The organism is Rhizobium sp. P1_C7, assembly GCF_056406295.1.
The window spans coordinates 13,082-27,459 of record NZ_JBFUAL010000040.1 but is presented as its reverse complement, the minus strand read 5'-3'; the positions used below and the strand labels follow the sequence as shown (position 1 = coordinate 27,459).

The 14,378-nt window shown below is 50.7% G+C and carries 13 protein-coding genes; all 13 read right to left on the bottom strand.

What is annotated here, in order from left to right:
- Positions 1–393: 393 nt before the first annotated feature.
- Positions 394–1,137 (bottom strand): glycosyltransferase, encoded by a 744-nt coding sequence (locus AC1D2R_RS31000; RefSeq protein ID WP_477973530.1) that lies wholly within the window; start codon positions 1,135–1,137, stop codon positions 394–396.
- Positions 1,134–2,069, bottom strand: a complete 936-nt coding sequence (fcl, locus tag AC1D2R_RS30995; RefSeq protein WP_477973528.1) for a GDP-L-fucose synthase — start codon at positions 2,067–2,069, stop codon at positions 1,134–1,136. The genes AC1D2R_RS31000 and fcl overlap by 4 nt, the downstream gene beginning before the upstream one ends.
- 4 nt (positions 2,070–2,073) lie before the next feature.
- Complete coding sequence (gmd, locus tag AC1D2R_RS30990; protein WP_477973526.1) at positions 2,074–3,159, bottom strand: GDP-mannose 4,6-dehydratase; 1,086 nt, start codon at positions 3,157–3,159, stop codon at positions 2,074–2,076.
- Positions 3,160–3,338: 179 nt separating this feature from the next.
- Positions 3,339–4,250: a glycosyltransferase family 2 protein gene (locus AC1D2R_RS30985; protein ID WP_477973524.1), complete on the bottom strand. Its 912-nt coding sequence runs from the start codon at positions 4,248–4,250 to the stop codon at positions 3,339–3,341.
- Positions 4,251–4,270: 20 nt separating this feature from the next.
- Complete coding sequence (locus AC1D2R_RS30980) at positions 4,271–4,729, bottom strand: GNAT family N-acetyltransferase (protein WP_477973533.1); 459 nt, start codon at positions 4,727–4,729, stop codon at positions 4,271–4,273.
- A 5-nt stretch (positions 4,730–4,734) separates the two neighbouring features.
- On the bottom strand, positions 4,735–5,709 hold the full coding sequence (locus AC1D2R_RS30975; RefSeq protein ID WP_477973523.1) for a glycosyltransferase family 2 protein: 975 nt from the start codon (positions 5,707–5,709) through the stop codon (positions 4,735–4,737).
- An 11-nt stretch (positions 5,710–5,720) separates the two neighbouring features.
- Positions 5,721–6,704: a glycosyltransferase family 2 protein gene (locus AC1D2R_RS30970; RefSeq protein WP_477973522.1), complete on the bottom strand. Its 984-nt coding sequence runs from the start codon at positions 6,702–6,704 to the stop codon at positions 5,721–5,723.
- A gap of 91 nt (positions 6,705–6,795) precedes the next feature.
- Positions 6,796–7,917, bottom strand: coding sequence for a DegT/DnrJ/EryC1/StrS family aminotransferase (locus tag AC1D2R_RS30965; protein ID WP_477973521.1), 1,122 nt, complete (start codon positions 7,915–7,917; stop codon positions 6,796–6,798).
- A 52-nt stretch (positions 7,918–7,969) separates the two neighbouring features.
- Complete coding sequence (locus AC1D2R_RS30960) at positions 7,970–10,162, bottom strand: FkbM family methyltransferase (protein WP_477973519.1); 2,193 nt, start codon at positions 10,160–10,162, stop codon at positions 7,970–7,972.
- Between the two features lie 17 nt (positions 10,163–10,179).
- Positions 10,180–11,454, bottom strand: coding sequence for an ABC transporter ATP-binding protein (locus AC1D2R_RS30955; protein WP_477973517.1), 1,275 nt, complete (start codon positions 11,452–11,454; stop codon positions 10,180–10,182).
- A gap of 161 nt (positions 11,455–11,615) precedes the next feature.
- Entirely contained in the window at positions 11,616–12,473 is an 858-nt protein-coding gene (locus tag AC1D2R_RS30950) for an FkbM family methyltransferase (RefSeq protein ID WP_477973515.1), read from the bottom strand.
- Positions 12,474–12,492: 19 nt separating this feature from the next.
- Complete coding sequence (locus tag AC1D2R_RS30945) at positions 12,493–13,272, bottom strand: ABC transporter permease (RefSeq protein ID WP_477973532.1); 780 nt, start codon at positions 13,270–13,272, stop codon at positions 12,493–12,495.
- A 2-nt stretch (positions 13,273–13,274) separates the two neighbouring features.
- Positions 13,275–13,964, bottom strand: coding sequence for a class I SAM-dependent methyltransferase (locus tag AC1D2R_RS30940; RefSeq protein ID WP_477973514.1), 690 nt, complete (start codon positions 13,962–13,964; stop codon positions 13,275–13,277).
- Positions 13,965–14,378 lie beyond the last annotated feature (414 nt).

Genomic DNA, 14,378 nt, shown 5'->3' with positions numbered 1-14,378 from the left:
CGCAACGATCTTCGAGATGAACGTCGAAAGTTACAGGCGTCGCTCTGCCATGGAGGCAAAACGCCAACGTGGAAGGCCGTCCTCATACGCGACAATCAACAACACAAACGAGATTGTCGCGGAGCGTCAATCAGACCAATGAATGACGCTTGCGAGCGTCAATCAAACAGATAAACTCACCCAGCCAGCGACACACAGGATTCTCATCCAGATTGTCGCGCGCCTCTCATCCAGATCGCCGCGCTATAGGATGTCCGCGAATTAGCGGAACCAGTGTCCCGTTAATCCGAAATCCGCACACAGCACGTACGGCTCTGGCTGGGCGATGTATAACCATCGTCCATACCGGGACCGACGAGCTCCTGCTCTTGCACTGGGCGTCTCCACCACGCCTTAGCGGAAAATCGACTTGTACCACACGGCATAAGGCTGGGCGATCCACCATTTAAGTGGCACTGACCCGTAGTGCCGGCGAACTGTACAAATCGCCTCATTGTAATGCCTACGCCTTAGGCTTTTTGTTTTTGTAGCTGCATGTTCGCGGTTTACTGCGACATACGCATCAACAAGTTCCAATGGCCCCCCAATTCTAAAGAGGCGCCACCAAAGATCATAGTCCATGACCAGATGAAGATCTGGGTTAAGACCGCCCACCTCCACCCAACTCGAGCGCCTGATCAGTGTCGCTGGTTGCGAAATGATGCATCGATGCGCGAGGCGCTCTTCGCTAAATGCCTCGACCCATACAGGTGCATATTTGCCTGTCTTCTCAACAACATTCCAGCAGCGACCGTAAACTGCCGGCACCATGGGAAGGCATTCAATAGCCCGGAGCAAGCGCATGAGTCCGCCAGCTAAAAACCAATCGTCACTATTCAGCCAGCAAACAAAAGGAGCTTTTCCCTGCGAAATTCCTTCGTTGATCGCCGCAGCCTGACCCTGATCAACATGGCTGCGCCAGCCGGCCAGCCTGTGCTGCCAATTGCGAATAATTTCCACCGAACCATCTGTCGATCCCCCGTCCAAAACATAAACCTCGACCGGAACATCTTGTTCAAAAATCGACGATAAAGCCTTCTCAAGAAAGTTTCCTTGGTTGAGCGAGGGAACGGCGATCGTAACCAAAGGATCAGTCATTGTGGGGCGATATGCAGCCGGAAGTCATTGTATGCCTTTGCAATTCCCTCCTTTAGCGGCGTCTTCGCTTTCCAACCGAGTTCGAGCAGCTTATCAACGCTCAGTAGTTTACGGGGAGTGCCGTCGGGTTTGCTACTATCGAACACTATCTCTCCCTGGAAACCGACAACTTCCATCACAATCTCGGCAAGCGCCCGAATCGTAATATCCTTTCCGCTCCCCACGTTGATGAGGCCCTCACTAACGCCTTTTTCCATTATGAAAACGCTAGCATCTGCCATGTCCTCAACGTACAGAAACTCTCGCATTGGAGCTCCGGACCCCCACACAACCAGCTGTGTATTACCATCCATCATTGCCTCATGCGCTTTGCGAATCAAAGCAGGCAAAACATGGCTATTGCTGAGATTGTAGCTATCATTCGGTCCATAGAGGTTTGTCGGCATCGCCGACACATATTGAGTGCCAAACTGGCGATTGTAGCTCTCGCACAATTTAATGCCGGCGATCTTCGCGATCGCATAGGGTTCATTTGTTTGTTCAAGCGGTCCGGTAAGGAGATACTCCTCCTTGATTGGCTGAGGACAATTGCGGGGATAAATGCAGCTGGATCCCAGGAACAGCATGCGCTCGACTCCAGCCTGCCAAGCCGCCTGAACGATGTTAGCCTCAATCATAAGATTTTGATAAAGGAAGTCTGCCCGAAAAGTATCATTAGCATGTATGCCGCCGACTTTCGCAGCCGCCATGAAAATATAATCAGGTCTCTCAGCTTTGAGAAAGGACGCCACGTCCGCCTGCTGGGTTAGGTCCAGCTCTTGATGCGTTCGAGTGACGATGTTGGTATAACCATCGGCTTCTAAACGCCGAACGATAGCCGACCCAACCATTCCACGGTGACCCGCGACATATATCTTCGAGAACTTATTCATGATGTCACTCGTGATAATCGTAGGCGGAGAAGCCATGCCTCTTGACGAGTTCGTCACGCTCGGCTGACTTCAGATCCTCGCGCATCATCTCCTCGACTAGTTCCTTAAAGCTAATCTGCGGTTCCCAGCCAAGCTTCAGTCTTGCTTTCGAGGCATCCCCAAGCAAGGTTTCAACCTCTGTAGGGCGGAAGTAACGGGGGTCTACCATCACGATACATTTACCGCTTGCGTCGAATCCCTTTTCGTCCGCTCCACTTCCCTGCCACGTAATAGGAAGATCTATCTCACGAGCAGCAGCATCGACGAACTCACGGACGCTATACTGCACACCGGTAGCGATCACAAAATCCTCAGCCGCCTCTTGCTGAAGCATGAGCCACTGCATTTCGACATAATCTTTCGCATGACCCCAGTCACGTTTTGCATCAAGATTACCCAGATAAAGGCATTCTTGCAGCCCGAGCTTTATTCTGGCCAGTGCACGTGTAATCTTCCTGGTTACGAAAGTCTCGCCGCGCATGGGACTTTCATGATTGAAAAGGATACCATTGCACGCATATATACCATACGCCTCGCGATAGTTGACCGTTATCCAGTATGCGTAGAGCTTAGCTACCGCATATGGAGAACGTGGGTAGAATGGAGTAGTTTCTCTTTGTGGGGTCTCCTGAACGAGACCGTAAAGCTCGGACGTCGAAGCTTGGTAAAAGCGGGTTTCCTTTTCCAAACCCAAAATACGGATAGCTTCAAGCATACGCAATGCGCCGAGAGCGTCCGAGTTAGCAGTGTACTCCGGCTCTTCGAAGGAGACAGCCACGTGCGATTGCGCGGCGAGATTATAGATCTCTGTCGGTCGCACCATTTGAATAACGCGGATCAGGCTGGATGAGTCAGTCATGTCGCCATAGTGAAGAAAGAAGCGACGCTCAGCTTCATGCGGATCCTGATATAGATGGTCGATCCTGTCCGTGTTGAACAACGACGCTCGACGCTTAAGGCCATGCACTTCATAGCCTTTTTCCAGCAGAAGCTCAGCCAGATACGATCCATCCTGACCTGTAATACCTGTAATAAGTGCGACTTTTCTCATTTTCATCCTCTACGGATTGTGTCTTGCGAGAACCTTTAGAAGGTCCTACTGTCGGTGACAACCGTCTACATCAAAAACCAGCTGCAAACTGAACACACTATGATGGCGGGAGTCAGAGATTGTGTGCTCGCTCTAGCAACATTTGGGACACCAAATGTGCCGCAGGACTGCAAACCCGACTATTCGTCGGCACGTCCTAACAGATTGAAAAACTTCGCCTGCCACACCCTTGCTATGTGTCGTAAGACATATGGCGTGATTGCCGCTCGCTGCGAAGCCTTTGACGGTGGATACCCAAGACAGCGGGTTCGAATTCTTTGCATCTCTTCGCTTCCCATGTCCACCATATGTGAACTTGTCTTCTGTGCGGCATGCACACGAAATGCTCCAAGCAACCGTGGCACATGGTGAAAGCGAGCGCCCGCGTCTCGAAATCTCACCAAGAGGTCCCAATCCATCGCAAAGTGATAGGAGGCGTCAAAATGGCATCCCACACGCTCCCAGAGAGTGCGCCGCCAGAAGAGTGTCTCCTGAGGAACGTAATCGACCCATGACAAAATACGATCGGAATGGCTCGGCAACAACCAACGTCCAATCTCATCCCCATTCGAATCGATGAGCAAGCGATCACCATAGATCACATCGATATCAGGATGTGCCTCAAAAAAACGAGCAACGAACTCAAGGGTTCCTGGAAGGAGAATATCGTCACCATTGAGCCAACCAAGAATCTCGCCAGTGGCATGCACAAACCCCTTGTTCAGAGCGTCTGACTGGCCATCATCTTTTTGGCTTTCAAAATGATGTAGGTGCCCAACATACTGTTCGACTATATGAGTTGTCCCATCGTCCGACCCCCCATCCATTACAATATACTCAAGTGGCGAGAAATGCTGATTGACGACACTCTCAATTGTTTTGGCAATGAAGCAAGCCTGGTTTCGGACAGGTGTAACAATCGAAAACCGCAAGCCGCTTAGGTAAGGGTGGCTCTGCTTCGCCAGCAGATTCGCAGTCCGTGGGGCGTAAGATGCAAGTTGCCCCAACCTGTAGGAACTCAGCCTACGCAAGGTTGCTTTAAATTGACCCATGTCATTGCTCTTCCCTAGCGTCATAGGTCACAGAGACCAACCAACTGGGCGTCCCCTTCCACATCATATAAAAAGCGGTAACCAAGTGATTTATATAGCCTATAAGCCGCGACATTATCGCGGTATACTTTTAGGCGTATTTGATCAGCACCTGACAGTCTCGCGATAAGATGAAGATGCTGCATTAGATGCCTCGCCGCGCCTGTTCCCCTTAACTCGGGTTCAACGTATATCCCGAGACTAGGAATGGAAAAGCCAGCATCCCACCCACGGAGCATACCATACGCGCGCAAGTTCTCGTTTACGCTTAACGCGACATATCGATCCAAACCAGTCGCCCCGCATATGTACTCAGCCACCTCTGCGGTAAAGGGATGAGGGTGAAATTTACTTGTGGCGGGATCAGCGGAAATGCGCGCAAACAGCGAAGAGAGGAGACTGACATGACAAGGACGCAAATGCAGAATTTCGACATCCATCGCCATCATCGAGCGGTCCTCCATGCTCCAATCAACTTACGCAAGCCCTGCCAATAGTCTCGTATACTCAACTTATCTCCGACTATGGGTCCGGACTTCGCAATTGACTCACACAGCAGACCGCGCAAACAGTAAAGTGGCTTCCGAGCGTTCAACCAAAGCCAAACGGTCTTGAAAAATAGCGTACGATAGACGACATGGTGTCTGTTGCCAAAGTGGTTGCCAAGAAACGTTTGATAAAGATTATCGCTTATTGCCTGTATAAAGTATGGTGACACGCGGCCAAAAAGCCTTACTTGGTTCGCTGCGACTTCGGAGAGCAACTCGAGAGTCTGGCCCGAGCTTTTGGTTTCCGCATACCAACGACTCCCCGAAATATCGACGTCACATGCCGTGAATTGGCAGCCCGCAAGCGCGAAACGCGCCCAGAGATCATAATCCATACAAAACTGCAGCGTGCGATTAATGCCACCAATCCGCTCATAAGCCGATTTCCGAAAATATATCGACGGCTGTGCCATATATCCCTTCTCAAAAATCTCTTGTGTCACATCGCCACCGACAGGTATTGAAATAGTAGGATAGGGTCGCCAGTTCGACCCATCTTCATCCATGTAGTGTCCTTGTCCAACAACGACGTCGGACGTGGGTTGGGCTGTCAAAGCAGCATTCACTGCCCAAAGCGCGCGATTGGAATGTACATCATCGGAATTGAGCCAAGTAATCCACTCATATCGGGCAAGGGCAAATCCTTTAGCAATCGCATCCGACTGGCCCTCGTCTTTCTCACTTATCCATTTAATCCTGTCACCGTAACGCTCCAATCTAGCGACAGTATCGTCGCTCGAGCCACCATCCATAACCAAGATCTCAAGTGCGGGATACTCTTGCTCTAGAAGACTGGTGATCGTGTCATCGATAAATCGGCCCTGATTAAAAGAAGGGACGACGACCGTTATGGTGACGCGTGATGTATTCATTGTCGTCTTTCTTATGCTGCAAGGCGCCTAACTTGAACCGCCCAACGAAAAAAGCTGTGAGCGGATCTACGGATCAGGCGTGGTAGCCAGCGAGCATTCATTGAAAACCAATGTAAGCGAGCAAGGAGATACACCTTTGCCCCAGGCTGGGGTGCCTCACCGCGCGCCCACGCTGCACCATATTCGACTGTATAGGCATACTTGAATGCCCAGCTATACGGGACGGCGCCGTAGTATTGATGGACTATTTCGCAGATTCCCAATAACAGTCTCTTGTCTGCGTTTGTAGTGATGGCGTCCTGGTGAAGCCGCGAAAGCGATAAGTATTCGTCACAGAAGAAAAACGGAAGATCCTTCTGCCAACGCAACCACAGTTCATAGTCAACAATATTTGAAGCTAGAGCCCCGCACAGAGTAACAGCAATTCTTTTGAAGAATAGTGATGGCTGTGGGACGAGACAGAAATGCATCATACGCCGCCGCTGTTCAGATAGAACCGGGCTCCAATCAACTGGATAGTCGACGGTATGCTCCAAATCACTGTTAACGTATCGGTTACGTCCATAAACTACCATTGCCATTTGGTTATAGTAAAAGAAGGCCGCAACCTTCCAAAAGGCATCTGGCAAATATACATCGTCCGAATTGATCCAAGCAATAATATCACCAGTAGTATTCGCGATACCTTTGTTTACTCCTTGATAATGGCCACCGTCTGGCCTGCTATCATATCGCAGCAATTCGCCGTGTATTGAAGAGTACTCATCGAGGATCGCGACGGAACCGTCAGTTGACCCTCCGTCGGCGACAAAGATCTCGATATTGGGATATTGTTGAGCGATTACACTATCAAGTGTCTGCCTAAGAAATTTGGCCTGATTAAATGATGGTATAACAACCGATATGCGAGGCAAGTCTATGACGGCAAGCTGCTTGATAAAGTCAATCTGTGAGTCTGCGGGTTTGAACGCGAGACTAAGCTCTAGATCGTTCATGGGCATGTCCGCCCTTTCATCTGTTGAGTCAAGGCACTGAATGCCCGAAGGTCTCGCGAGCAAGATTCAGTCAAATTATTTTCTTGTGGCTTTACGCGACCCGTTTTAGAGCCTGCCGTAGTGCCCCCGAGATCTCATCAACTTGGTCATCTTTTAGGCCCGTGTAGGTCGGAAGATTGATCCCGTTCTCCGAGAGATGGTCAGCATTCGGGAAAGGATCATCGGACAAGTACATCGGCAGGTGATGCATAGGCACGAAGAAGGGCCGCGTCTCAATACCGAAATTCTCCGCGAGATAGCTCATTATTTCGGATCTGCGTCCGACAGCCGAATTCGCAAGAACCACAGAAAAAAGCCAGAACGTGCTATCGTATCCATCTTGTTTAGGCGGCAGCTGAAGTGCTCCCTCGGTAACAAGAGACTCAAGGTTGGCACGATACCGACTTGCTATCCTACGACGCTCAGCAAGGTGGAAATCAAGCATTTCGATCTGCCCAAGGCCAATCGCGGCTGCAACGTTGGTCATTCTGTAGTTGTATCCAATGATAGGATGCCAATACCTTCGATTCAAATCCATCCCCTGTCCGCGTAACATCCGAGCGTGTTTGAGGCGTTCAGGATCTCGAAGGTAAACGGCGCCACCCTCGCCCGTCGATATCGTCTTGTTCCCGTAAAAACTGAATGCCGCCGCGTCACCGAAGCTACCGGTCGGCCTTCCGTAGACGGTTGCACCGAGACTTTCGGCACAATCCTCAATCAGCCAGGCATTTCGACGTTTGCAAAGTTCTGCGATACTCTCTATCTCGGTGGGCATTCCGTACAGATGTACGGCAATCACGCCAACTGTCCGAGGCGTCCATGCCTTCTCGATCAGAGCCGCAGTCGCGTTCCAAGTAACGCTATCACAATCCACAAAAATCGGTTTCGCACCGCAATAGGCCACAACGTTCGCAGACGCAACATAAGTGAGAGACGGAACGATCACCTCATCGCCTGGCTTCAAGTCCATCGCTAGGCAAGCCAAATGCAGCGCTGTTGTTCCGTTGCTGGCAGCAAGGCATTCATTGACCCCTAATGCCCTCGCGATCGCCCGCTCGAACCTCTCAAGATAGACCCCATTGCTCGAGATCCAGCCGGAATCTATAGCATCAACAACGTACTTTTTTTCGTTGCCGCAGATGACAGGCTTCGATACCTGATATCTAATATCCATTCAATTCGCCTTTGTTTCGCATCGGTCTTGTCATTTCGCGTTCCGCCGCCGCCTAAATTTGCCGGCTCCAGATGGCATATTGATATGCCTTATTCAATCCGTGCACGTAATTCTCGACACTGTGCTCTCGCTCGACCTTCAGTTTCGCGCGCGCTGCATGGGTGCGTCGATCTTCGGCATCGTCAAGCCAACGCAGCATAGTCGCCGCGATATCATCGATATCAAACGGATTGAATAGCAAGCCAGCGCCGTCTCGCATCAATTCTGGTAAAGAGGTTACATTGGAGCACATCGCAGGCACGCCGAGAACCTGTGCCTCGATCACGGGATAGCTCGACGCTTCAAATGTCGATGGCATCACGCAGTAGAGTGCCCCCTTGTAGATCGCTGCCAAATGTTCAACGGGAACATGATCAAGACAGATAATATGAGACTGTAGCCCATTCTCGTGGATTGCGGCCTCTACAAGCGGCCAGCCTGCATGCCCCCTATACCCAGTAAACACCAGTTTAAAGTCTGCCTCTGGCCGCATCTTTCTTACGATACTCAGCGCCTTGACTAGCCGAGCGTGGTTTTTGTGCGGCCAGAATTGTGCCGGGTAAAAGGCGTACAGCGGTGGCAACTGATAGCGCTTGACGGCCTCATCGACACCAAACTTGCCAAGGCCTTCTATTAATGCCGGATCCCAAGTAACCGGCACGGTGAAGACCTTGGACGGCGCAATCTCCAAGCGCTCTATCAAATCGTGCCGAACGAAATCGGAGGATACGACAACAGCATCGGACAGTGAGGCTGACAATTTGTATAACCTGTTTCGCGCTTCGATATCGGACTGATGAAAGTTCTCAGGAAAATGTAGATGTTGCAAATCATGTAAATTGAGGACTGCAGGAAGCCGGAAGTCTTGACATGAAAATATCTGAACGGGACTGTGCAGCACATCCGCCCCAATATCCTCTTGAAGCCGAGTAAAAGTTGCCATTGACGTCGCTGCGCTTACCCGAGGAGCCCCCCCCCGTAGCCGTTTCAGAATCCGGAACGACAGTCGGATCCCTTGACTTTCTCGCATTACAAAGTAGCCCACGCGGCCGCCAAATATATCACGTAGCACTGGAAGCTGTTCACGCAGGCATATTAATGTAACGCGGTTGCCCGAACTAAGAAGCGCGCGCACCAGCATTTTCATGTAGGTTTCAACGCCACCTGACACGCCGAAAACAATCTCAAGCGTATCGACGAYAACATGTTTCGCCTTGGCGAAGCCCTCAGCAGGATAGTAGTCACCATAACCCAGCGATTTCGGGTTCCTAAGCGCATGGTAGATTGCATCTGGTATCCCGCGTAATATGCCTTTCCTCTCGCAGTCCCGGATTGCGAACGAATCAATCACCTGTTCTTTCGCTGAGATCTTTCCGCGATAATCTTCAGTGGTCTGCCCTTTCAAAACCTCAAGTTCCGTCGCGAGACGCATATTAGCAGCCAGCATGTCCTCTCTATCCTTCAACAATGCCTGCTGCATCGATTTGAGCTCCGAAACTTCGGCCAGCTCAAATTCATCGTGAACAGAGGGCGGTAGAGTAAGCCGCCTTTTCAGATGACTTTCTTCCTCGCGCACATAATACCTACTTAGACCATCGTACCAGGCGAACAAATATCCTGCGTCTAGGACACCGGATTCCCAGGCATCCCAGTTACTGACACTTTCAATATTATCCCAATCTTCGATCTTGACGGCCGGCAATGTGGCTTCCACTATTAGGACGCGTGGCCGAAAGCGCCGCAAATCAACACCTCGCAAGACGTTTTCTTCAAAACCCTCAACGTCAATCTTAAGAAAGTCTATGGTCCGCCCATCATTATGGATTGATAGCATTTCATTCAGTGTAACAACTGGTACTTCATAAGACTCGACGTCATGCCCTTCCTTGACTAGCTCTCGTGCTTGCTCTTCATTAGCAGTCGACAGTGAGGTTAGGTCTTTACACTCGAAGAACCGCACAGTGCCGGAGACCTCTGCGACGGCGACATTGAGATTTAGATCACGGGTTCTGGCTTCAATGAAGAGCTCGAACTGCCCTTGCAACGGTTCAACATTGATCCCGGACCAGCCTAGGTCATAAAAATGCTTGGTTACCGAATGTCGCGTAGGATGCCAGGCTCCCACATCGACGTAGAAGCCCTCTTTCTGTCCGTGGAATAGTCTTGCAAGAAGTACGTCCTCGAAGTTTTGTGCGTAAGATATCATTTTACTAGAACGGGCCTTTAACTTTTGGATAACGGAATAACCGTAACCGTTTGACTACCAGGTAGATCCGCCACGCCATAGTGTGAAAATAGGCACGGAGTGGACTCTTGCTGATAGATAATGGAAATTGCGGCAAAGCCTGTCACATGGCACAGGAGTCGCATCTGCGGCGCAATTTCGGAGGGGGAATAACGCTGACGCCGCCCGAAAACCAGTTCAGGCAATTCGGCCAAGCCAGCATCAAGGGTATATTCTCCCACGTCTATATCTAGCTTGATTTCCTGAAAACATCTTACGATGGCTGAGCCGTGTTCAACCGACGGCGGTGCCCCCAAAAACTGGAGTGAATTCCGCCCATGCACCAAAACGCCTTTACTGTTGATTAACTGAACCCCAGCTACTGGCACCTCTAAAGACTCATCTATCTTGTAGTCGACATATATGCGCAGCCAGTCCCCCTGACCGAATACACGCTTTGGCTTGTTATCTCGGTCGGTTATCAACGCTCTCAGCGCCCTAGCAGACGTTGCACCAAATTGCTTCGCGCCCTCAAAATCAATCACACCAGATTGATTAGGAACAAAAGGATCCGCACTATCCACTGATTCCATAGCTAGCGCCACGGCATTTCCGACTGACTCGGTTGCGGCATCAACCGGCTCTCGCTTCTGTCGCCCCGTCGGCGTCTCGTGCTCGTGATGAAAATAGTATTCTACTGCCTCTTTGCCTAGACCCTCGAATACGACGCTACCACGAGAAAGGACGATCCCCCGGTTACAGAATTCGGCAGCGTCGGCCATTGAATGCGTCACAAGCAGAACAGTCATGCCATTTTGGCGGAGTTCTTTCAGCCGTGTATAACATTTCTGCTGAAAGAAGACATCGCCGACAGTCAAAGCCTCATCCACCAAAAGGACGTCAGGCTCAGCATGAATTGCGACACTAAACGCCAATCGAAGGAACATCCCACTTGAGTATGTCTTCACGGGCTGATCAATATAGTCACCGATATCCGCGAACTCTACAATCTCGGCTATTCGCCCCCGGATTTGGCGCTCGCTTAGGCCCAGGATGGCACCATTTATAAACACATTCTCCCGGCCAGAGAACTCTGGATTAAAACCGCTGCCAAGCTCCAACAAACCCGCGACACGTCCCGAAACGGCTACAGTGCCACTCGTGGGCTCAAGAACACCAGACAAAATCTGTAGCAAAGTGCTTTTGCCTGCTCCATTGCGACCTATTACGGCCAGCGCGTCGCCGGGCATCAAGTCAAAGCTTACACCTCTCAATGCGGAATATGATGGGGGCTCTCTCACTAGAGATCCGAAAAGGGACCTAGTCAACACATGGAGAGGGCTCTTGTAAAGTGCGTACTGCTTGGACACAGAGGTCACTTTCAGCACAGGTGAACTTTGCTCACTTTGTGTATGGTTAAAATCCCTCAAGAGGTTCATGAGAGGCGTCCATAAGCAGCTAACAGTTGTTGGTATCGAGAGGCGATGTCGCCAACGCCTACGTCGTTACAACGATGCAGGCAAGACATTGCTATGTCGGCGGCATCGTACACAGCATCCATCGTCCACGCCAGGCGAATGAGGTCGCGATTTGTTAATCCATCCAAGCGTTGCAATGAAGGGACGAATACAGCGTCGGCCCAAAGAGTTTGAGAGGGCGACCGTCCGACCGCATAAGATTCGTGTTTCATCCTCCGACCCTCCACGTGATGAAAGTGGTGGAACATGAACCCTCTATTCCGCATAAAGATCTCGCACTCTGAGAAAAGCGACTGATTTGAATAAATCGGAACAAATTCGACTTCAGCATGCACTACAAGAGTCCTATCGAGCAAATTCTCCGCATTGCTCAGCGCGGGAAGAGTAGCACCTTGAATATCCACCTTGAGGAAATCGGCGAACGCGATGTCAGAAATATCATCCAAACGTACGGTTTCAATTGGAACTAGCTCAACCACCTCACACATTTCTGCAAGGTTCTCATATTCCCGCAGCAGTACATCATTTGGACGGAGCAGCGAGGATGTGAGTGGCGTTTGGCATACATGGAATGTTCCAGGTGCGCCGTCGCCTATTGCATGAGGATAAAACAGACGCCTGCCTTCTCCGCGCGCGTTGAGAAGGTTACACTCACGTTCGTTCGGTTCAAATCCGATAACTAGCGCACCGTCAGCCAGAAGGGCACGTTCATAGACATTGCTTTCTCCAGTGCTGTGAGCGCCCACATCCACAACCGTATAGGCGTCAATGTAAGGTCTAAATAACTCGGCCAGGTCGGCATAATAGGAACTCATTGGGTTACGAACCGCGCTATCAAAGAAGGTCGGCGAACAAACGCCGCGTGTGTTGAAAAAAGGCAAACGCTGCCGCTGCGAACAAAACGCAAGCGACGGTATGGAGTGTCCATCCGCTCAAAGTCATTGCCCTTCCATCTAGTGCCAGATCCCTGAACATACTGACAAACCAAGTAACAGGATTCAGTTGTATTGCCGCCGCAAACACTGGCGGAACAGCTTCAATTGGATAGCAGATTGGCGCCAAAAACATCAGCATTTGAGCGATCAGCGGACTAACCTGAGAAAGGTCTCTAAGAAATACGCCTATGGAGGCGAAAAAAAACGCCACGCCCAACCCGATCGCCGCCAGCGGAATAAACAAGAGCGGCAGCATCAATGCTGTAAGAGGCACACTACCCCACAAAAGCATCGTCGCGCAGAGGAGAATTATGGTGTTCACGGCGGCCAATACAAGAGCGCTATTTACCACAACCATCGGCAGCAACAACAAAGGAAATCGGACTTTCTTCACGAAGTTCGGCACCGCCGTAATACACGACGAGGATCTAGTCAGAACATCAGCAATGAAAAGATACGGAACCAGTCCCGAAAAGATCATTAAAGCACCTTCGTTTGGACGACTTGCGTCACCAACCGACCAACGTACTTTAAGAACCAGAGAAAACACAAAAGTAAACATGGTAAGTAACAGACCGGAGTAGAGAAACGGCCATAGCGCGCCAAGTACGGTACCACGGTAGCGCTGCGCCAAATCTCTGCGGGTCAAAGTTAGCCCAAGCCATAACGTTTGCGCCACAGTCACCGCCTTGTCTGCTGATTTAGAAGCTCTTCGGCGAGCAACTGACTATCGAGCGGATGTCGTGACGCAATAAATACGCTTCGATAAAGCCCCGTCGAGTTCTGCGGCGGCGTCGATGACCAATCGGTGGGGAATTCAGGATGCCATGGCTGGGTTAGGGGTAAATAGACGTGTTGGAAGAGGTTCTTCAAGCAATTGAACATCCAGGGGCGCGTAGGTCGGCAACCGCGTCCATGTGCAGCTTGCGTCGGATCATCGGAATCCTCTGCCACCATATTTATAGCTTCAAAGTCCCCAAATGAGACACAAGTCTCTAACAACAATAGATCTTTTGTGACGGAGGCAATACGGGTTAGCGCTGCTCCGGGATCCGAAACGTGGTAAAGAAGTCCATAAGCATATACCACATCGTGCGGGGCTAGGTCGGAAGGTGGGTCACTTTCGATGTCCAACAATCGCACATTCACAGAGGGATATCTGGCCCGCACATAAGAGAGATTCTCCTCGCGAACATCCGTAACGGTGACATCACAACCGCGGTCAATAAAGAAGCTTGTATGATCACCAACGCCTGCTCCGATCTCAAGAACGGTTTTACCGGCCAGAGGCAGCATGAGACCGGACAAATGTTCCTGACGCCGTCGGTTATGGCGCTGATACGCTTCGTGTGCAAAGAAATCCAACGGCATGCCACGGCTTCCCGAGGACTCATTTAAACGATTCATTGAAAGTTTGACCTCAGAGCTCACGACCCTATTCAATCCCGCATAGTTGAGCCACTTACTATTCGCGGCGCATTATCTGTTCCACAGCTGGTGGCCCCTCCTATAAATAAGGTCCCCAAGCTGAAACATAGGCTGCAGAGTGATTTCGAAAACGCAGCCTTAGAAAGCGCGCCTGAATAGCTTAGTTTTGCCGGGCTTGCAATTGGTGGGCCGAAAACTTTACCTAGATGTCCCCACGAAGCGGTCCGAGATACACGTCCTTTGAAGGCGGAACCGGAATTCAGATGACATCCGCTGATTGCGGTAATTCCCCTGCGTTTGAAATAGAGTGATATAGATGTCACGTGCGTAAAGCGATGATCTTCGCATCCGTTTTTT